General features: G+C 64.0%; 18 protein-coding genes and 2 tRNA genes. 5 read left to right on the plus strand and 15 right to left on the minus strand.

Going from position 1 to position 20,262, the window contains the following annotated elements:
- Positions 1-17: 17 nt before the first annotated feature.
- The gene (locus AC1MFL_RS09090; protein WP_479814964.1) at positions 18-659 is read right to left on the minus strand and encodes an anthranilate synthase component II; all 642 of its coding nucleotides are present in this window, start codon (positions 657-659) and stop codon (positions 18-20) included.
- A 223-nt stretch (positions 660-882) separates the two neighbouring features.
- On the opposite strand from AC1MFL_RS09090, the gene AC1MFL_RS09095 reads away from it, so the two are divergent.
- Positions 883-1,137, plus strand: coding sequence for a cell division protein CrgA (locus AC1MFL_RS09095; protein WP_226758718.1), 255 nt, complete (start codon positions 883-885; stop codon positions 1,135-1,137).
- A gap of 120 nt (positions 1,138-1,257) precedes the next feature.
- Positions 1,258-1,863, plus strand: a complete 606-nt coding sequence (locus AC1MFL_RS09100) for a DNA-3-methyladenine glycosylase I (protein WP_479814966.1) — start codon at positions 1,258-1,260, stop codon at positions 1,861-1,863.
- 884 nt (positions 1,864-2,747) lie between these two features.
- On the opposite strand, the gene AC1MFL_RS09105 is transcribed toward AC1MFL_RS09100, so the two are convergent.
- Both AC1MFL_RS09105 and AC1MFL_RS09110 read right to left on the minus strand, forming a co-directional pair.
- Entirely contained in the window at positions 2,748-3,629 is an 882-nt protein-coding gene (locus AC1MFL_RS09105; RefSeq protein ID WP_479814968.1) for a rhomboid family intramembrane serine protease, read from the minus strand.
- Between the two features lie 9 nt (positions 3,630-3,638).
- Entirely contained in the window at positions 3,639-4,184 is a 546-nt protein-coding gene (locus tag AC1MFL_RS09110) for a peptidylprolyl isomerase (protein ID WP_479814970.1), read from the minus strand.
- A 155-nt stretch (positions 4,185-4,339) separates the two neighbouring features.
- Here AC1MFL_RS09110 and AC1MFL_RS09115 point away from each other — a divergent pair, with 155 nt between their 5' ends.
- Both AC1MFL_RS09115 and AC1MFL_RS09120 read left to right on the plus strand, forming a co-directional pair.
- Entirely contained in the window at positions 4,340-5,311 is a 972-nt protein-coding gene (locus AC1MFL_RS09115; protein ID WP_479814972.1) for a hypothetical protein, read from the plus strand.
- Between the two features lie 153 nt (positions 5,312-5,464).
- Positions 5,465-6,340 (plus strand): glycosyltransferase family 2 protein, encoded by an 876-nt coding sequence (locus tag AC1MFL_RS09120; protein ID WP_479814974.1) that lies wholly within the window; start codon positions 5,465-5,467, stop codon positions 6,338-6,340.
- A gap of 19 nt (positions 6,341-6,359) precedes the next feature.
- Here AC1MFL_RS09120 and AC1MFL_RS09125 read toward each other — a convergent pair whose 3' ends face one another.
- Positions 6,360-7,274, minus strand: a complete 915-nt coding sequence (locus AC1MFL_RS09125; RefSeq protein ID WP_479814976.1) for a DMT family transporter — start codon at positions 7,272-7,274, stop codon at positions 6,360-6,362.
- 117 nt (positions 7,275-7,391) lie between these two features.
- On the opposite strand from AC1MFL_RS09125, the gene AC1MFL_RS09130 reads away from it, so the two are divergent.
- Positions 7,392-7,760, plus strand: coding sequence for a cupin domain-containing protein (locus AC1MFL_RS09130; protein WP_479814978.1), 369 nt, complete (start codon positions 7,392-7,394; stop codon positions 7,758-7,760).
- A gap of 130 nt (positions 7,761-7,890) precedes the next feature.
- Here the strand turns inward: AC1MFL_RS09130 and AC1MFL_RS09135 are convergent.
- From AC1MFL_RS09135 to dnaA, 11 genes are all read right to left on the minus strand, one after another.
- Positions 7,891-7,966: transfer RNA gene (locus AC1MFL_RS09135), tRNA-Ala, on the minus strand.
- A 72-nt stretch (positions 7,967-8,038) separates the two neighbouring features.
- A complete protein-coding gene (locus AC1MFL_RS09140) occupies positions 8,039-8,161 on the minus strand; it encodes a DLW-39 family protein (protein ID WP_479814980.1) in 123 nt (40 codons plus the stop codon).
- A 64-nt stretch (positions 8,162-8,225) separates the two neighbouring features.
- Positions 8,226-8,299, minus strand: a tRNA-Ile gene (locus AC1MFL_RS09145).
- Between the two features lie 98 nt (positions 8,300-8,397).
- The gene (locus AC1MFL_RS09150) at positions 8,398-9,033 is read right to left on the minus strand and encodes a DUF3566 domain-containing protein (protein ID WP_479814982.1); all 636 of its coding nucleotides are present in this window, start codon (positions 9,031-9,033) and stop codon (positions 8,398-8,400) included.
- Positions 9,030-11,789: a DNA gyrase subunit A gene (gyrA, locus tag AC1MFL_RS09155; protein ID WP_479814984.1), complete on the minus strand. Its 2,760-nt coding sequence runs from the start codon at positions 11,787-11,789 to the stop codon at positions 9,030-9,032. The genes AC1MFL_RS09150 and gyrA overlap by 4 nt, the downstream gene beginning before the upstream one ends.
- A 62-nt stretch (positions 11,790-11,851) precedes the next feature.
- On the minus strand, positions 11,852-13,936 hold the full coding sequence (gene gyrB / locus AC1MFL_RS09160; protein ID WP_479814986.1) for a DNA topoisomerase (ATP-hydrolyzing) subunit B: 2,085 nt from the start codon (positions 13,934-13,936) through the stop codon (positions 11,852-11,854).
- A 413-nt stretch (positions 13,937-14,349) separates the two neighbouring features.
- Positions 14,350-14,913: a DciA family protein gene (locus AC1MFL_RS09165; protein ID WP_479814988.1), complete on the minus strand. Its 564-nt coding sequence runs from the start codon at positions 14,911-14,913 to the stop codon at positions 14,350-14,352.
- Positions 14,910-16,127, minus strand: a complete 1,218-nt coding sequence (gene recF / locus AC1MFL_RS09170; protein ID WP_479814990.1) for a DNA replication/repair protein RecF — start codon at positions 16,125-16,127, stop codon at positions 14,910-14,912. Before recF ends, AC1MFL_RS09165 begins: the two co-directional genes overlap by 4 nt.
- Positions 16,128-16,153: 26 nt before the next feature.
- A complete protein-coding gene (gene gnd, locus AC1MFL_RS09175) occupies positions 16,154-17,038 on the minus strand; it encodes a phosphogluconate dehydrogenase (NAD(+)-dependent, decarboxylating) (protein ID WP_479814992.1) in 885 nt (294 codons plus the stop codon).
- 102 nt (positions 17,039-17,140) lie between these two features.
- Positions 17,141-18,265 carry a DNA polymerase III subunit beta gene (dnaN, locus tag AC1MFL_RS09180; RefSeq protein ID WP_479814994.1) on the minus strand — a complete coding sequence of 375 codons (1,125 nt, stop codon included), beginning with the start codon at positions 18,263-18,265 and terminating at the stop codon, positions 17,141-17,143.
- 518 nt (positions 18,266-18,783) lie between these two features.
- Complete coding sequence (gene dnaA / locus AC1MFL_RS09185) at positions 18,784-20,205, minus strand: chromosomal replication initiator protein DnaA (RefSeq protein WP_479814996.1); 1,422 nt, start codon at positions 20,203-20,205, stop codon at positions 18,784-18,786.
- Positions 20,206-20,262: the final 57 nt, after the last annotated feature.

Below are 20,262 nucleotides of genomic sequence, written 5' to 3' on the forward strand. Positions count from 1 at the left end.
GCCGGGCGGCTTTTCGGCTAGTGCTTGATGAGCGGGCTGAGCCCGGCCGCGCGCTGGGCCGCTCCGGCCATGCCGAGCGATTCCAGCCAGTTCCCGAGCATCTGGTAGCCGCCTTCGGTCAGGACGGACTCCGGGTGGAACTGCACCCCGCACAGGGGCGCGGTCCGGTGCTGCAGCCCCATCACCACACCGGTGCCCGTCTCGGCGGTGATCTCCAGGACATCCGGGATGCTCCCTCGGACGGCAGCGAGGGAGTGGTAGCGGGTCGCTGTGAAGGGCGATGGCAGCCCGTCGAAGACACTGCCGCCGCGGTGCTCCACCAGGGACGTCTTGCCGTGCATCAGCTCGGGCGCGTGGGTGACGGTTCCCCCGTAGGCCTCGGCCAGTGCCTGGTGGCCCAGGCAGACGCCCAGCATCGGTTTGTTGTGGCTGCCGCACCACTTGATCAACTCAATGCAGACCCCTGCACCCGCGGGGTTTCCGGGGCCGGGCGAGATGAGGACGCCGTCGCGCGCTTCCGCCAGGTCAATAGCCTCGGCCAGGGTGACGTCGTCGTTGCGGACGACGGTGGTCTCTGCGCCCAGTTCCTGGAGATACCCCACCAGGGTGTACACAAAGCTGTCGTAGTTGTCGACGACGAGGATCTTGGTTGTGCTCATGGGTGCCTTGCTGAACCAATCGTTGAATCAGTGAACTGGGTGGATTGTGCCATCCAGGAAAGCGGGACGTTCGCGGCGGACGCCCCGGCGGCCTGAACAACAGCTAGAATTGGCTCCGAATAAGAACTCAAACGTGACCAGGAGCGCGTTGACCGCCGGTGTATTCCTTCTTGCAGGATATCAAGCCAGGTCCCGCTCCTGTTCCAGCCGCCTAGGAGGACCCGTGCCCGAGTCAAAGCGCCGCAAAAGGACCATTCCCGCCACGACGCAGACTTCCACGGCGCACGCGCACAAGCCGAACCCGGTCTGGTTCAAGCCGGTGATGTTCGGCCTGATGATCATCGGGCTCCTTTGGATCATCACCTTCTACATCAGCCAGGGCGCCTTCCCCGTCGCCGCCTGGGGATCCGCGAACATCATCGCCGGCTTCGGCATCGCCATCATCGGCTTCCTGATGACCACCCGGTGGCGTTCCTGAAGGCCGCTGCAACTGAGAAAAGACCGGCACACCGAGTGTGCCGGTCTTTTGCGTTAACGCCGGGGCCCCCAAGCGGTCGATAATGCTGGAACGAAGAATTGGGCGAGCGAAGGAATCACAATGGCCCCGGCAGCATCCGGCTCGGTCCTCGGCGACGACGGCCTCGCCCGGCCCCCGTGGGCGGCCGTGGACCCGTTGCTGCGCGCTTACTACGACACAGAGTGGGGGCTCCCGGTACGGGACGAGCAGGGCCTCTTCGAGCGCATCAGCCTCGAGGCGTTCCAGGCGGGGCTGTCCTGGGCCACGATTCTCCGGAAGAGGCCGGCATTCCGGACAGCCTTCCACGACTTCCATCCCGAGACAGTAGCCGCTTTCACTGAAACGGATGTCGAGCGTCTGCTGCTCGATAACGGAATCGTCCGCAACCGGCTCAAGATCCGGGCCGCCATCACGAACGCCCAGGCCACCATTGCTTTGAGGGACGACGGTGGGCTGCCGGACTTCGTGTGGTCCTTCCAGCCGGAGTCCACGCCGGAGCCGGTCTCCCATGCGGACATCCCAACCACCTCAGCAGAGTCAGTTGCCCTGTCCAGGGCGCTGCGGAAACGGGGTTTCGCCTTCGTCGGGCCCACTACGATGTACGCCCTGATGGAAGCGATCGGCATGATCGACACACATCTCCTGGACAGCCACCGCCGGGGCAGCTCAGGCGTCTGGCCGCGCTGACGCAGCAGCGCTGTGCACAACTCCGCCAAAGTTATCCACAATGTTGATAACTTTCATGCGGCTCTGTCCGGCCTGCACGGCCTCCCCGCGGGTGCTGGCCCCAGGATGCCCCCGGAACGCCCTCCCGATAAACGCCGAGCGGACCCTTTCGCTCCCGTGAGTTATTAACAAGTGTGGATTCCCTGTGGATAACTTCGCGGGCGCGGGGCCGCTCCGGACGCGGCAGCCGTGGCATGCGGTGTCCGCGTGGTCTCCAGGCCAGTGTGAGGCCGGGCAAAGTTATCCACTTAACAACAATGCAGTACCCACAACTTATCCACAGTTGGGGATAACGTGCCCGGGAGAGCGAATTTCCTTGGTTTCCGGCGCCACACAGCGCCAATTCCGCCCGGAATGCTTCGAGCGACAAGTTATTAACATTGTGAATAACCCTGTTGAAATCTGATTTGTGCCCGGAGTGGCCCGAAGGGGACAGGACTGCTTCCCTGCCCACCCACGCCGGATACCCCGACCGAGTCCGGCTTGCGGAGTCTTCACCGGCCGTGTTGTCCACTTAACCACAGGGCCGCTCACAGGAGTTATCCACAATTGTGGAGATCGGGACATGCCGTGGAACAAAATTGCCCGGTGTGGCCCTCAGATCCACTATGCCGCCATGAACTACAGCCGTGTAAGTTACCAACAGTGTGGATAACACCTGTGGACAACGCCCGCAGGGTGGGTGGGGATTGCCCTCCAGTGTCGAGGGAAGGCCGCGGGCGGCGGCGGCAGGCCGCCAAAAGGCACGTCCGACGCGCTGTGGCCACGCTGTGGAAAACGGCACACGGTGGGAAAGCCGCCGGGGAGGCAGACGGGCCGGGCGGAGGAGGAAAGCGGCAGCGCGGTCAGGCGCCGGCGACTCGGAGTGCGGAGGCCGCGATGAGCAGGGCCAGTACCACTGCCAGGCCACCGGCTTGCAGCAGCCCCTGTCGCGGACCGCGGGGCGTGTAGGCGATGACAGCCGCGCACAGGGCACCTGTGAGTGCTCCACCAAGGTGCGCCTGCCAGGCAATTGAGGGGACCACAAAGCCAATGACGCCGTTGATGATAATCAACACCCACAGCTGTCTGGTGTCGCCGCCGCGGCGGCGCTGGACCACCAGCATGGCGCCGAAGAGGCCGAAAATGGCACCGGAAGCGCCCACCACGCCCGTGGGGATCTGGCCCGGGACGTACCCGGGTGTCAGCAGGAGGAAGCCTACCGATCCGCCGAAGGCGGACAGCAAATAGACAGCCAGGAAGCGGATGCGGCCCAGGAGCGGCTCGAGTGCCTGGCCAAAAATCCACAGCATGTACATGTTGAGCACGATGTGGAGAATGAAGCCCTGGGAATGGAGAAAGGCAGACGTCACCATCCGCCACGGTTCGAACACCCCGTATTCCGGGGAGGCATAGACAGTGGCGAAAGCCAGGTTCTGGTAGATCAAATCGTCGGGGACGAGCCACTGGAGCACATAGACCAGGGCGCAGAGCCCGATGATGAAGTAGGTGACCAGCGGCTTGCCGGTGGTCACGGCACCGCCGTATACGGTCCTGACGTCCGGGGTCGTGCGTTTTGTTTCGTTGACACAGTCAACGCACTGGAATCCGACGGCTGCCGCCCGCTGGCAGTCGGGGCACGCAGGGCGCCCGCAGCGCTGGCAGCGCACATAGGCGGGCCGGTCCGGGTGCCGGGGGCACACCGGAATCTGCGCGGACGGCTCTGCCGCCGGAATTCCGTAGCTCATGCGCTGGGCTTAGAGCTTTTCGACATCAATGCTGTTGATGGTGACGTCCTCGACCGGGCGGTCGCCCATCCCGGTGCGGACACCCTCGATGGCGTCAACGACCTTCTTGGAGTCCTCGTCTGCCACCTCGCCGAAGATGCTGTGCTTGCCCTGCAGCCAGCCGGTGGGGATGGTGGTGATAAAGAACTGCGAACCGTTGGTGCCGCGGCCCATCTGGATCCCGGCGTTCGCCATGGCCAGCTTGTAGGGCTCGTTGAAAGTCAGCTCCGGGTGGATTTCATCATCGAACTTGTAGCCCGGTCCGCCGACACCGCGGCCCAGGGGGTCGCCCGCCTGGATCATGAAGTCCTTGATGATGCGGTGGAAGATGGTGCCGTCATACAACGGCGTCCCCGTCTTGTCCTCGCCGGTCTCCGGGTGCGTCCAGGCCTTCTCGCCGGTGGCCAGCCCGACGAAATTCTCGACGGTCTTGGGGGCGTGGTTGCCGAAGAGGTTGACGACAATGTCGCCCATGCTCGTGTGGATGGTTGCTTTTGCAGTTGCGATGGCAGTCATAGGCCCTATTCTTCCATGACAGCCCACTCCACACCTGGCCGGTCCGCCAGTTCCGCGCTGGGTGAAATCCGGCCCAAATCGGCCTGAAGAATAGCCGGTGAGGTCCGGGACACGTAGGCTAACTGCAGAACCGTCACATTAATCGGGAGGTAGTTGTGAAGAAAACGGATCGTATTGCCCGGGAGCTGGAGCAGTCCGTCAGCACCGGAGTAGAGAACGCCAGGGAATGGGCTACCCCGCGGGTTGAAGCAGCAGTCAACTGGGCTGTGCCGCGCCTGCAGCAGGGCCTGGATACCGCTTCTCCCAAGATCCAGGAAGGTCTCAAGTCGGCGGCCTACAACCTCGCCGACGGCGTTGCGACGGTAACCCCGCGCATTCAGGACAGCCTGGCCCACCTGGCACCGAAGATCCACGACGCCGTTGAGGGTGCGACCCCGCGCCTGCATGAGGCACTGGACAAGGCGACGCCGGTCATCGCCAACGCGCGCGACCGGGTTGTCGTCGACTATCTGCCGAAGCTCTCGGACCAGATCGGCCAGGCATCCGAAGCTGTGCACCGGACGCTCGAAAGCGCTCCCGCCCATGTGGATGCGGTCGCCCAGAAGCTCGGCGACGTGGGAATCATCCACACCGTGCAGGAGCAGGCGAAGACGGCCGGAAGCCGCGTCAAGGTCGCTGCGGGCCACGCCGGCAAGGCAGTCATCGGCAAGCCGCAGAAGCCCAGGCACCGCGGATGGCTGGTCTTCGGCGTCATTGCCGCAGCCGTGGCCGCCGGAGTTGCCGCCTGGAAGGCTTCCCAGCCGGTCGAAGACCCGTGGAAGACGCCGGCGCCGGTAACGCCCGCCCCTGTGCCGGCCACTACGGTCAACGAGGTCAAGGATTCGGTCAAGGAAGCCGCCGACAAGGCCGCCGAAGCAACGGTCGCAGCCGCGGACACCGCAGCGGACGCTTCGGCTGATGTTGCAGAATCCGCCGACGACGCCGCGGACAAGGCCAAGCACGCCGCAGAGGACGCTGTCGAGGACATCAAGGACGCATCCGCCAAGGTTGCCACCGATGCCAAGACTGCGGTCCAGAACATCGCCGCCAGCCGCAACAACGGCGCGGACAAGAAAACCGGCCTCTAAAACAGCTGGCGGGCTGCCCGGAAGCAGCCACTGAGGGAGGGATTCCGCCATCGGCGGGATTCCTCCCTTTTTCGCGCGATGTTTACCAGTTCGTATCCGGGGCAATGCCCGGCTGCGGGCCGGAAAAATGTCACGGGTGCTAAATTTAGGGGAATGTCACCCGAAAAATCCTCTGAGGATGCCTTACACGATGCTGTGCACACACCTGCTGTGTCCATTGTCATCCCGGCCTTCAACGAGGAAAGCGTCATCCGGCAGTGCCTCATTGCTGCCGTGTACCAGTCCGTCCCGGCCCACGAGATCATCGTGGTGGACAACATGTCGAAGGACCGCACAGCCGATATCGTCAGGCAGATGCAGTCGGAATATCCGGAGAGCCCCATCATCCTGCTCAGCCAGGACCGGCACCAGGGTCTGATCCCCACCCGCAATTTCGGCCTGGACCATGCCACGGGAGACATCCTCGGGCGGATAGACGCCGATTCCGTGCTGGAGCCCGACTGGGTCGAGGAAGTGCAGAAGGCCTTCCGCGACCAGTCCGTGCACGCCGCGACCGGACCGGTGGTCTACTACGATATGCCGATGCGGCGCTTCGGCCTCAAAGCCGACGACAAGATGCGCCAGCTGATGCTCAAGCTTGCCAAGCACCAGTACCACTTCCTCTTTGGGTCCAATATGGCCCTCCGCCGTTCAGCGTGGGAAATCATCCGGACCGAAACGTGCCGCGACGAAAAGGACGAGATGCACGAGGACATCGATCTGTCCCTGCACCTGGCCGACCACGAGCTCCGGATCCAGTACTGGCCGCAGATGGTCTCCGGAATGTCCGCACGCCGCCTCGAAGACTCTCCCCGCGACTACCGGTACTACGTAACGCGCTTCGACCGCACGTACAAGGCGCACAACGTCAAGAAGATGGCGCTCAAGGCCCCTATGGTCGTCTTCTTCTCCGTCTATTTCCCGGCCAAGCTCCTCCGTGCGATCCACACGGTCAATACGGCCCAGCCCGCCCGCCGCGGCGGCCAGTAGCGCTGGCAGCGGCCGCCCATCAGTCGGTCCCCAGCTCGGCCAGCGGGGCTGCACTGCGCCGCACAGGACGGGAGCCGCGCTGCCCCACGACGACGACGGCGAGCCCCACCAGGATCAGCACGAGGCCGGCGTAGGTCCCGGCTGGCAGGGTCTCGGACAGGAACGCCGCAGCGAGCAGCGCGGCACCGGGAATCTCCAGCAGGATGATCATGGATACCAGCAGCGGGCTCATCGTGGCGAGCAGGTGGTTGAAGGCCGTGTGGCCGATCAGTTGCGCGCACACCGTAATCGCCAGGATGCCGAACCAGCCGGCGGCTTCGAATCCTGCCAGCGGCTGCTGTGAGAACAGTGCCAGCAGCGCGACGACGGCGGCGCACATGCCGTAGCAGAGGGTCGTGTAGACACCCGTCCCCATGGTCTGGCGTGCCTTGCCGCCGGCAAGGGTATAGACGCCCGCGAGGGCACCGCCCGCTACCGCCAGGAGGTCGCCCAGCAGCGCCTTCGGCGAACCCCCCATGTCGAAACCGGTAATCACGACAACGCCGCCGAAGGCAATGCCCAGCCCCAACAGGACCGGCCAGCGGTGCCGGACTCCCCGGAAGAGCAGGAAAATTGCGATCCAGCCGGACTGGAGGCAGACGAGGGCGGTGGCCGCCGCGACGGAGGTCAGCTGCAACGAGGTGATAAAGCAGGCAAAGTGCAGGGCCAGCGCGACGGCAGCCGCAAGCGACCAGCCAAACTCCCTGCCGGTAACCCGGCCGAAGTGGCCGGGGTTGCGCACCAGCACGGGCCCGGCCATGACCACCGACCCGATCGCGTTGCGCCAAAAGGCGATTGCCAGGGCACTTACCGAGGTGGCCCCCAGAGTAGCGGCAATGAGGGGCCCGGAGGAGGCCACTCCGAGGACGCCCAGGGCGGCAATGAAGAAGTTCACGGTCCCACAGTAGTGGGGGCGGGGAGCGGGCCGCTCACGCCCGCGCATCCTTGACCGCGGCCGGCGGCAGTGACAGGCTTAAATCCGGTCTCACCATCATCCACAGAGGAGACCATCATGGCTGCAACCATCCGCAAGAGCCTGGACAATCCGGAGGAGACCCGCCCCGTCAAAGACGGGATGGGCCACGTGGAGCTCGTCAATCTCGAGGCCGGCGCCGTGTCACGTGTGACGTTCCTGCCCGGCTGGAAGTGGTCCCAGCACGTCAAGCCGATAGCCCAGACGGACAGCTGCATGATTGCCCACAAGGGATACACCGTTTCGGGCCGTCTCAAGGTCGTCATGGACGACGGCGAGGAAAACGAGTTCGGCCCAGGTGACTTCGGCATTATCCCGCCGGGTCACGATGCCTGGGTCGTCGGCGATGAGCCGTACGTCTATATCGACTGGCAGGGCATGGACGACTATGCCAAGCCCAAGGAATGACGCCGGCAGCTCCCAGCCTTGGGCGGACTCAAGGGGCGGCCCAGCCGGAATTGAGTGGGAACCGGCTCGGAAAGTTCCCGGGCATGCAAAAGGCCCCGGACCGCGTTTCCGCGGTCCGGGGCCTTTCCTATGGTGGAGGCACGGGGACTCGAACCCCGAACCCCCTGCTTGCAAAGCAGGTGCGCTACCAATTGCGCCATGCCCCCATAAGAAGCAACCCGGCAATCATACCCTAGTTCGGCGAGCCGTTTTCCAGCTCCCGAACCCGGGAATCAGAGCTAGTCAACCGTATCGGTTGATTCGCTCCAGACCGTTTTCCGGGCCTCGGATTCCTGCACCTTCCTGTAGAGCAGGACACCTGCGATCGTAGCTGCAACAACGAGCAACTTCTTCACATGCACCCCGTTCCGGTCCGGCGATAATCAAATATCAACCGAACCTCCACATGAATCTGTACAGATTCCGTGGGCGTACCAGGACTTGAACCTGGGACCTCTTCGTTATCAGCGAAGCGCTCTAACCGCCTGAGCTATACGCCCCGATGCCTCATCGGGCCGAGATATGACTGTACAGCACATCCCGGCCCGATCTCAAATCGAGGCATTTCCCCGGGAAAAGTCCGGGAAAACTACGGGTTCTAGTCGTCCGTAAGGGTGACGCCGATGCCGCCCACGAGGGTGGCGGAGATGTTGTACAGAACCGCTGAGAGCATCGACAGCGCCGTAAGCAGGACCACGTTGATGACGGCGATGATGGTGGCGAAGGATGCCACCTGTCCCAGCGAAGCGACCTTCTTCAATTCGAAGCCGCCTCCTTCCGAGCCGGCCAGGGTTCCGAGCAGGCCATCGACCTGGTCGAAAATTCCGGTCAGGTCCAGGACCGTCCAGAGCACGATCGCTGCCACTACCGTCACGATGCCCAGGGCTACGGAGAGCAGGAACGCCATCTTCAGCACGGACCAGGGGTCAACCTTGCTCACCAGCAGGCGGGCACGGCGCACCTTGGCCTTGGGTGCCGGCTTGATCAGCCCGGCGTTATTCTGGCCCGTCCGCTGTCCCGGCGTCACCGGACGCTGTCCCGGAACCGCAGGGCGGCCCTGTACGGGACGCTGGCCCGGTGCCAGTGGCCGCTGGACCGATCCGTTGGCGCTTCCGGGCACGCCGGGGCGCTGCTCGGGACGGGCCGGCGCGCTTACCCGCGGCGCGGAGGCTGGCTGCCGCATTCCGCCAGGAACGCCGCTGTTCGACTTGGGATATGAGTCGGAATTACTCACTCGTTACCTCCGGTGTTGTCTTCGTCCAGCTCGGCATTGCCTGATGACTCATCTGACTCCGGGGCCGGTGCTGATTCTTCCGCTGCGGACCCCTCATGTGATCCGGTATCTTCAGCCAACGTTACGTCATCCGGCGCGGATGACTGACTTTCGGCCGCCACCTCTGCGTCTTCACCCGTGTCCCCGCCTGTATCTTCGCCTGTATCTTGTCCTTCGGACGAATCGTCGGTTTCGAGGCCGCGTTCGCTGTTGCGCGCCACCTCGATGATGCGGTCGTTCTTGTCCGGCTTGGCGAAGATGACGCCCATGGTGTCGCGGCCCTTGGCCGGCACTCCGGCCACGGAGGAACGGACCACCTTGCCGCCTTCCATGACCACCAGGACCTCGTCTTCTTCCTGGACAATCAGCGCGCCCACGAGGTGGCCGCGCTCCTCCTGGTACTTGCCGACTTTGATGCCGAGGCCGCCACGGCCCTGGAGCCGGTATTCCTCCACGGCGGTGCGCTTGGCGTAGCCACCCTCGGTGACGATGAAAACGAAGGAGCCGTCGGTGACGACGTCGGCCGCCAGCAGCTCGTCGTCCTCGCGGAACTTCATGCCGGTGACACCGGAGGTTGCCCGGCCCATCGGACGCAGGGCCTCATCGGTGGCGGTGAAGCGGATGGACTGCCCCATGCGTGAGACGAGCATCAGGTCATCCGTCTCCGAGACCAACTGGGCGGAGACCAGTTCATCCCCGTCGCGCAGGTTGATCGCGATGACTCCTGCGGAGCGGTTGGTGTCATAGTCCTCAAGGCGGGTCTTCTTCACCAGGCCCCGCTTGGTGGCCAGAACCAGATACGGTGACTGCTGGTAATCCCGCAGGTCCAGCACCTGGGCGATGTGCTCGTCCGGCTGGAAGGCCAGCAGGTTCGCGACGTGCTGTCCCTTGGCGTCGCGCCCGGCTTCCACGAGTTCGTACGCCTTCGCCCGGTAGACCCGGCCCAGGTTCGTGAAGAACAACAGCCAGTGGTGGGTTGTGGTGACGAAGAAGTGCTCGACGACGTCGTCGCCGCGCAGCTGCGCGCCCTTGATGCCCTTGCCGCCGCGCTGCTGCGAGCGGTAGTTGTCACTGCGGGTGCGCTTGACGTAGCCGCCGCGGGTGATCGTGACGACCATTTCCTCCTCGGGGATCAGGTCCTCCATGGACATGTCGCCGTCGAAGCCCAGCAGGACCCTGGTGCGGCGGTCATCGCCGTGCTTGGCCACGATTTCGGCCAGCTCGGTGCTGATGATCCCGCGCTGGCGTTCCTCCGAGGCAAGGATCGAGTTGAACTCGGTGATCATGGCTTCGAGTTCGGAGTGGCGGTCCTGGATCTTCTGGCGTTCCAGGGCCGCGAGGCGGCGCAGCTGCATGTCCAGGATGGCGCGCGCCTGGAGTTCGTCGATGTCCAGGAGCTGCATCAGCCCGTCGCGGGCAGCTTCGGTGGTGTTCGACGCCCGGATCAGCGCGATGACCTCGTCAAGCGCGTCGAGCGCCTTGAGGAGGGCACGCAGGATGTGCGCTTCCTCCTCGGCCTTGCGCAGGCGGTAGCGGGTCCGGCGGGCGATGACGTCCATCTGGTGCGTGACCCAGTGGCGGATGAACGCATCAAGGCTCAACGTGCGGGGCACGCCGTCGACGATCGCGAGCATGTTGGCGGCGAAGTTGTCCTGCAGCTGGGTGTGCTTGTAGAGGTTGTTCAGCACCACCTTGGCGACGGCGTCGCGCTTGAGCACGATCACGAGGCGCTGGCCGGTGCGTCCCGAGGTTTCATCGCGCAGGTCGGCGATTCCCGAGATCTTGCCGTCCTTGACGAGCTCGGCAATCTTGATCGCCAGGTTGTCCGGGTTGGCCTGGTAAGGCAGCTCAGTGACCACGAGGCAGGTGCGGCCCTGGAGTTCCTCCACATTGACCACGGCGCGCATGGTGATCGAGCCGCGACCCGTGCGGTAGGCGTCCTCGATCCCCTTGTGGCCCAGGATGGTGGCGCCGGTCGGGAAGTCGGGTCCCTTGATGCGGACGATCAGCTCTTCGAGCAGTTCCTCGCGGCTGGCGGTCGGGTTGGACAGGTACCACTGGACGCCGTCGGCGACCTCCCGGAGGTTGTGCGGCGGGATGTTGGTGGCCATGCCGACGGCGATGCCCGAGGAGCCGTTGACCAGGAGGTTCGGGAAGCGAGCCGGCAGGATGGTGGGTTCCTGGTTCTTGCCGTCGTAGTTGTCCTGGAAATCGACGGTTTCCTCGTCGATGTCCCGGACCATTTCCATGGCCAGCGGGGCCATTTTCGTTTCCGTGTACCGCGGTGCTGCAGCGCCGTCGTTGCCCGGGGAGCCGAAGTTGCCCTGCCCCAGCGCCAGCGGGTAGCGCATGGTCCAGTCCTGGATCAGGCGGACCAGCGCATCGTAGATGGCGGTGTCGCCGTGCGGGTGGTACTGGCCCATGACTTCGCCGACCACGCGGGCGCACTTGTTGAAGGACCGCTCCGGGCGGTATCCGCCGTCGAACATCGCATAGAGCACCCGGCGGTGAACGGGCTTTAGTCCGTCGCGGACGTCCGGAAGGGCGCGCCCCACAATGACAGCCATCGCGTAGTCAAGGTAGGAGCGCTGCATTTCCGTCTGCAGGTCCACCTGTTCCACACGGTCGGTCAGGACATCGGTGTCAAGGACAGTGCCCTCAATAACCGGCTCGACATCGGCCGGTCCGGCCGGAACTTCTGGTGTTTCGTCACTCATAGTCTATATTTTCCGTTTCAGGTATATATCAGTCCGGGAATATTCAGGGCGCCTGGCGACCGCTAGATATCGAGGAACCGAACGTCCTTGGCGTTCTGCTGAATGAAGTTTCGGCGGGATTCGACATCTTCGCCCATGAGGGTGGAGAAGGTCTGGTCCGCGGCCAGGGCGTCGTCCATGGTGACTTGCAGCAGGGTGCGGTGGTCGGGGTCCATGGTGGTGTCCCAAAGCTCGGTGTAGTCCATTTCACCGAGGCCCTTGTAGCGCTGGATGCCGTTGTCCTTGGGGATGCGGCGGCCGGCCGCCTGGCCGGAAAGCAGCCGGGCATCCCGTTCCCGGTCGCTGTAGACGTAGTCGTGCGGTGCGTTGGACCATTTGATCCGGTAGAGCGGCGGCTGGGCGAGGTAGACATAACCGTTCTCGATCAGCGGGCGCATGTAGCGGAACAGCAGCGTCATCAGCAGCGTGGTGATGTGCTGTCCGTCGACGTCGGCATCGGCCATCAGGACGATCTTGTGATAACGCAGTTTGCTCAGATCGAAGTCCTCGCCGATCCCGGTCCCGAACGCCGTGATCATGGACTGGACCTCAGCGTTGCCCAGGGCCTTGTCCAGCCGGGCACGCTCCACGTTCAGGATCTTGCCGCGCAGCGGAAGAATGGCCTGGGTCTCGGGGTTGCGGCCGCGCTTGGCGGAGCCGCCGGCGGAGTCGCCCTCCACAATGTAGACCTCGCACTTCTCCGGGTTCTTCGAAGAGCAGTCGGAGAGTTTGCCGGGCATGCCGAAGGATTCCAGCGGGCTCTTGCGGCGCGCGTTGTCGCGGGCCTTGCGCGCTGCCATCCGGGCCTGCGCGGCAGAGATGGCCTTGCGGATCACGTCGCGGGCCGGGCCGGGGTTGCGTTCCAGCCAGTCGCCGAGTCCGTCGGTGACGACGCGCTGGACGAAGCCCTTAACCTCGGAGTTGCCGAGTTTGGTCTTGGTCTGGCCCTCGAACTGCGGTTCGGCCAGCTTGACCGAGATGACGGCGGTCAGGCCTTCGCGGATGTCGTCACCGGTGAGGTTGTCATCCTTCTCCTTGATGATGCTCTTCTCCCGCGCATAGCGGTTGATGAGCGAGGTCATCGCGGCGCGGAAGCCCTCTTCGTGGGTGCCGCCCTCGTGGGTGTTGATGGTGTTGGCGTAGGTGTGGACGCTCTCGGAGTATGCGTTGGTCCACTGCATCGCCATTTCCAGGGCGATGTGCCGTTCGGTATCCTCGGTTTCGAAGGCGATGACGTCCTCGTGGACCACATCGACCTTCTTGCCGGAGTTCAGGTGCTTCACGTAGTCCAGCAGGCCGTCGTCGTACTGGTACACCACGGTGTGGAACTCTGCGGGGACTTCCCCTTCGGTCGGAACAGCGTCGAGGTCAAGGTCGCCATCCTCGGACGGTTCCGCCGCGGCGCGCCTCTCATCAGTCAGCGTGATGCGCAGCCCCTTGTTCAGGAACGCCATCTGCTGGAAGCGGGCGCGGAGCGTTTCGAAATCGAATTCCGTGGACTCGAAGATGCTGGCGTCCGGGTAGAACGTCTGGGTGGTGCCGGTTTCGGTGGTTTCTTCGCCCTGGATGAGGCCGCCCTGGGGCTTGCCGCCATCGGCGAAGGACATCCGCCAGAGATGGCCCTGCCGGCGGACCTCGGTGTCGACGCGGCTCGAAAGCGCATTCACGACGGAGATGCCCACACCGTGCAGTCCGCCGGACACGGCGTAGCCGCCGCCGCCGAACTTGCCGCCGGCGTGCAGGATGGTCATCACGACCTCCACGGTCGGCTTGTGCTCCGTCGGGTGCATGTCGACCGGGATGCCGCGGCCGTTGTCGACCACTTTGACCCCGCCATCGGCCTGCAGCACAATTTCAATGTGGGTGCAGTACCCGGCCAGGGCCTCGTCGACCGAGTTGTCCACGACTTCATAGACCAGGTGGTGCAAACCACGGGGTCCCGTGGAACCGATGTACATGCCGGGACGTTTCCGGACAGCTTCCAGGCCCTCCAGCACCGTGATGTCGCTGGCGCCGTAGCCGTGGGCAGTTGCCGTTCCCGACGGGGTGTCCGCCGCCACAGCCACTACTGGTTCCACTGCCGGGATATCTGCATTGTCGTTAGCCACAGGCGCTTTCGACTCCTCTTTTTTCGCTAAAGGCCGGCCGTTGCCCTTTCCCGGAGGAAACAGCTACTGCCGACGGGCACGTCACTGATGACACCGGATGTGCTGCTGGCTTGAGGATCCGTCTACCGCACGCGGATATTGCGTCGGAAACGGACTCAGTCAACGTTTCACCGGCGCCCAGTTATCTACCACAATTCTAGCGTGTTATAGGGGCTAAACCCGCATTCCGGGGCCCTAAACGGGGAGCAAAGTGCCGCTGGGAGGCCACAGACTCCACCTGCAAGGCTCCAGGAGTACCGGGTTGGGGTGCCTATACGACTCCCGGGCGTCTGAGCGCCCTACACGCCGTTTGCGGATTTTTCAAGAGTTTTGCAAGGAGTGCTTCAGATCTGCTGTTCCGGCAGGTGCGGGAACTACCCGTAGGTGTCCCGCGGGCCGCGGCCGTTGACGGTCCGGCCACCCTTCCGCCAGCTCGGGGCCGCCGGTCCCAGAACCTGGATTTTGGTCACGACGCCATCCCCGAGTTCGGTGCGGAATTTCTCCAGCAGGCTGAGGCTGAGCAGCCGCAGTTGCGTGGCCCAGGCAGTGGAATCACAGCGGACGTGCAGAGTGGTGTCGGTGAAACTCTCCGGGGTGCAGTGGGCGGAAATTTCCGGCCCCACGAGCGTCGCCCACTCGGCCATCACCGAGCCGACGGCCACGGGGGAGCTCCAGCCTCGCTCCGCCACGAGGCGGCCCACCACCTTGCCGAGGCCCATCGGATCCCGGCCGGTGCCGTGGAATTGTCCGAAACCGCGGGTGGCGCCGGAACTGCGGCCTGTTTTTTGCGGGGTGCTGCCGGGCCGCGGCGGGGCCTTGCGCCGGATTTCGCCGCGGGATGCGGCAGCCTCGCGCATCCTGTTCAGTGCCGACTGGGCAGCGTCGATGTCGTCCGGATCGCGGCCCGGTTGCAGACCGCCGTCGGTATCCTTATTCATCGATTTTCCTGCTCATCGATTCCTCCCGGGATTACCTTCACCCGCCGCCCGGACAGTTCGGCCGGGATATCTTCCTCGACGGCGGCGGTCACAAGCACCTGCTCGGCGCCGGATACTATTGCGGCCAGTTTACGCCGCCGCTGGACGTCAAGTTCGGCAAAGACGTCATCCAGGATCAGGATGGGTGCGGACCCGCCGGTCCGGGCATCATCGAGCATGACATAGTACGAGGCCAGCCGCAGGGACAGGCACAGGGACCAGGTTTCGCCGTGCGAGGCGTAGCCTTTCGCCGGGGCCGTGCCCAGGACGAGTTCGAGTTCGTCGCGATGCGGACCGACGAGGGAGATTCCGCGGTCCAGTTCCTTGCGCCGTGACGCTGCAAAAGCCTGGACGTAGCGTTCGGTGAGTTCGTCGACGGATAGAAGGCGCAGGTCCTCGGCCGGCCCGGTGCTTTCCGTGCCGCGGGCGGAGACGGGGCCTGCAGCCGGGCCGGCGCCGTCGTCCTCCAAGGCACCCTGCAGTGTGGAGCGGTAGATGGCGCCCGCATCTTTGGACCCGTCGGTGAGTTGCGCGTAAGCATTCCTGAGGTGGGGCCGGAGCCGTTCCACCAGTTCAAGCCGCGCATGCAGGAGCTCGGCTCCGGCCCGGGCCATGTGCTGGTCCCAGACATCCAGCGTGGCCTCGTGGCCGCTGGAGAATTTGCCGGCGCGGGCGGATTTCAGCAGGGCGTTGCGTTGCTTGAGCACCCGGTCGTAGTCGCTGCGGGTAGCTGCGTGCCGGGGGATGAGGCTGACCAGAAGCTCGTCCAGGAAGCGGCGCCGGCTGGACGGGTCGCCCTTGACCAGGGCCAGGTCCTCCGGGGCAAACAGAACGGTCTGGCAGATGCCAAGGATGTCCCGGGCCCGGACCGGATTGCTGCGGTTGATCCGCGCGCGGTTGGCGCGGGAGCTGTTGATCTCAAGTTCGAGCACGGTGGATTGCTCGCCGCGGACCAGTCTGGCGCGGATCATCGCCCGTTCGGTCCCGAAACGCAGCAGCGGTGCGTCCGAACTGACCCGGTGCGAGCTGAGCGTGGCCAGGTAGCCGATAGCTTCCATCAGGTTGGTTTTGCCGATGCCGTTCGAGCCGACCAGCACGGTGACGCCAGGCTCAAGGCTCAGTTCCACCTGGGCGTAGCTGCGGAAATCTGTAAGTGAGAGGTGTTCTAGGTACACGCCGGGATCAGGATTTCAGGGCAGGACTATTTGGCCGGGCGGGTCGCATGTCCGCCGAACTGGTTACGCAGCGCGGAAACCATCTTCATCGCCGGCGAGTTGTCCTCGCGGGAGGAGAAGCGGGCAAACAGGGCGGCCGTGATGGCCGGGGCGGGTACGGCGTTGGCGATTGCCTCTTCCACGGTCCAGCGGCCTTCACCGGAATCCTCGACGTAGTCGTCGATCGATGCCAGTCCGGGGTCCTCGTCCAGGGCCTTGACCATGAGGTCCAGCAGCCAGGACCGCACAACGGTTCCCTTCTGCCAGGCGCGGAATGTGCCGGGAAGGTCGGTGATGATGTCTTTGGCGGCAAGGAGCTCGTAGCCCTCGGCATAGGCCTGCATCAGGCCGTATTCGATGCCGTTGTGGACCATCTTGGCGTAGTGGCCCGCGCCGATCCCGCCCACGTGGACGAAGCTGTCGGCGCGGTCGCCCTCCGGCCGGAGCACATCGAAGACAGGCATCGCGTGTTCAATATCCGCGGCGTCCCCGCCTGCCATCAGGCCGTAGCCGTTTTGAAGGCCCCAGACCCCGCCGGAAACACCGCAGTCGGCGAAACGGATGCCTTTTTCAGCCAGCGCCGCACCGTGTTTCTGGTCCTCGGTGTACCGGGAATTTCCGCCGTCGATCACGAGGTCCCCGGCGTCAAGCTTGTTGCCAAGTTCGGTGATCACGGAATCGGTGATCTGGCCGGACGGGACCATCACCCAAAGCAGGCGCGGTGTGGGCAGGGCGGCAATCAGGGCGTCCACACTGGTGACGTCGGTGACATCCGGGTTGTGATCAAAACCGGTGACTTCGATTCCGCCCTTGCGCAGCCGTTCGCGCATGTTGAAACCCATTTTCCCAAGGCCGATCAGTCCGATGTGCACGGTATGAACTCTCTTCTGCGATGGGGTGTTTCGGGGGTGGCAGCAGCCAGATGGCTGGCGGCTGGTGCCGTCCGGAGGGCTCCGGACGGCACCTGCTGTCAGCTAGTTGGGCAGCCGGACGGGCATGACCAGGTAGCGGTAATCGCCCTGGTCCTCGCCATCGGCGTCGTTCTGTGCCGTGATCATGGCCGGTTTGGGCGCACTGGTGAAGGAGAAGCGCACAAACTTGGTTTCGATGACGGTCAGACCCTCGATCAGGTAGTGCGGGTTGAACGCGACGGTGATGTCCTCGCCGGTGAGGTTGGCTTCCAGCTCTTCGGATGCCTGGGCATCCTCGCCGGTTCCGGCGTCGAGGTGCAGCTGGCCCTGGGTGAAGGCGAGCCGGACCGGGGTGTTGCGTTCCGCCACGAGTGAGACGCGCCGTACAGCTTCGACAAGTTCCGAGGTCTGGACGGTCGCGTGGATCGGGGTGGATTCAGGGAAGAGTGAGCGGATTTTGGGGTAATCGCCATCCACCAGCAGCGAGGTGGTGGTGCGGCCCCCGCTTTCGAATCCAATGAGCCGGCTGTCGTCGTCGGCGAGGGCCAGGTGGATGTCGCCGCTTCCGCCGAGGGTCTTGGCTACTTCGTTGAGCGTTTTTGCCTTCACCAGTGCGCTGGTGGAGATGCCGGGAGTGACTGGCTTCCATGGCACTTCGCGCATGGCCAGGCGGTAGCGGTCGGTGGCCAGCAGGGTGATGAGGTCGTCCTCGATCTCCATCCGCACGCCGGTCAGGATCGGCAGGGTGTCGTCCTTGCTGGCCGCGATGATCACCTGGGAAACAGCCTGGGCGAACGCGTCGCCCGGGACCGTACCGCTGATCGGAGGCAGAGCCGGCAGTGGCGGGTATTCGGCTTCAGGCATGGTGGCCAGGTGGAAGCTGCTCCGACGGCAGCTGAGGGTGACTTTGTTGCCGTCGGTTTCGATCTCGACCGGTGCCGACGGCAGGCTGCGACAGATGTCAGCAAGCAGGCGTCCCGACACCAGAATCGTGCCTTCGGTGGTGATGTCAGCGGGGATTTCGAGCCTGGCGGAGGTCTCGTAGTCAAAGCTCGAGAGGCTGACGGTACCGGCTTCAGCCTTGAGGAGCAGGCCGGAAAGTACGGGTACTGGCGGCCGCGGAGACAACGACCGGGCGGTCCAGGTCACGGCTTCTGCCAGGACGTCCCGTTCGACTCTGAACTTCACGGAAGGGTGCCGCCTTTCATTGCTGCTGTCATCGCTGGTGGCCGGGCCACCAGCCCGGCAGGGAATCACAAAAGATGTCCAGGACGGACACACTGCAGACAGCTTAGCCGCAAGAAGTGTGATTCTCCCATCCCCGGGTTACATCCATGTGGTTCGGCCGGGCCGGCCAGGTGCCGCTTTCCGGCCGGGGTCCGGGACGGTCCTGGCGGCGTGTGGGGTCCGGAACGAAGTTGTTATTTGAGGGAATTTCATTTTCTAGGGATTAGTAGTGTTAATAACTGCTGTGGATACTGTGGATAACCCTGTTTGGCGGTGCGATCCCGGGGTTAAGGCCTGTTCATGGACTGTGGGTGGAGCAGGTTTTAAACAGGGTGTGGATGGGGATAACATTTTTGGCCGCAGCGCTGATCCACAGGCGCCTTAAGGGTTTTAAGCCCATTAACCGCGGTTGTCCCCTTAACTATCCACAGGCTTGTCCACAGGTGCCTGTTAATAAGGTATGAGTGCCGAACGGCAGCTCAGGAATTACGCTGCTGCTGCTTGATCCGGTTGGTCAGTTCGGTCACCTGGTTGTAGATCACTCGGCGCTCGGCCATCAGCTCGCGGATCTTGCGGTCCGCGTGGATGACAGTGGTGTGGTCGCGGCCGCCGAGCTCCTGCCCGATCTTGGGAAGGGACATGTCCGTGAGCTCGCGGCACAGGTACATGGCGATCTGCCGGGCGGTCACCAGCGTCCTGGTCCGTGACTTGCTGCAGAGCTCTTCCATGCTGAGCTTGAAGTAGTCGGCAGTCTGCGTGAGGATCTGCGCGGAGGTGATCTCCTGGGCTCCGTCATCGGTGATGAGGTCCTTGAGCACCATCTCGGCCAGGGCAACGTCGACCGGCTGGCGGTTGAGGCTGGCGAAGGCCGTGACGCGGATCAGGGCGCCCTCGAGCTCGCGGATGTTGCTCGAGATCTTCGAAGCGATGTACTCCAGGGCATCGTCCGGGGCGGAGAGGCCCTCACTGAGGGCCTTCTTCCGGAGGATCGCGATCCGGGTTTCGAGTTCCGGCGGCTGGATGTCCGTCAGCAGGCCCCACTCGAACCGCGACTTCATCCGGTCCTCAAAACCGGCAAGCAGCTTGGGCGGCTGATCGGAGGTGATGACCACCTGCTTGTTGTTGTTGTGCAGGGCGTTGAAGGTGTGGAAGAACTCCTCCAGCGTCCGGTCCTTGCCGGCCAGGAACTGGATGTCATCGATCAGCAGCACGTCCACGTTGCGGTAGGTCGTCTTGAAGCTGGTGCCTTCATCGTCACGAATGGAGTTGATGAAGTCGTTGGTGAATTCCTCGGAGTTCACGTAACGGACCCGGATCCCGCTGTAGAGCCGGCGGGCGTAGTGGCCGATCGCATGGAGCAGGTGGGTCTTCCCCAGTCCCGAGTCTCCGTAGATGAAAAGCGGGTTGTAGGCCTTCGCCGGCGCTTCAGCCACCGCGACGGCGGCGGCGTGGGCAAAGCGGTTGGAGGACCCGATCACGAAGGTGTCGAAGACGTACTTCGGATTCAGGCGGCCAAATTCGTGGGAGGTGCTCGGCAGCATGGGCTGCGGCTTCAGTTCCACCGAGGGATCGGACACAAGGGACAGCTCGACGGCGGGTTCCGGCTCGGTGTGGAGCGGCACCAGATCGGTGTCGACGTCGATCGCGCAACGGATTTCGTCGGAGAAGACGTTCCGGAGTGCGTCGTCGAGCGCCTCTTTCACCTGCGTTTGCAGAACTTCGCGGGTGAGTTCATTGGGAACGGCCACCAGCAGGGTGGACCCGATGAGGCCCTGCGCCTGGGCGAGGATGACAAAGCCGCGCTGCCGGGGAGTTACACGGTGGTCGTTCTCCAGGAGGCTCACGACCCGCCGCCAGGAACTTCCGACAGTGTTGGCTTGGTTGGCTTCGTCTACTGTCATCAATCAGTTCCTCAAACTTGCGTGCCTTCATTACCTGCAGCCGCACGGGTCAATCCA

This window comes from Arthrobacter sp. BG3 (assembly GCF_056680185.1).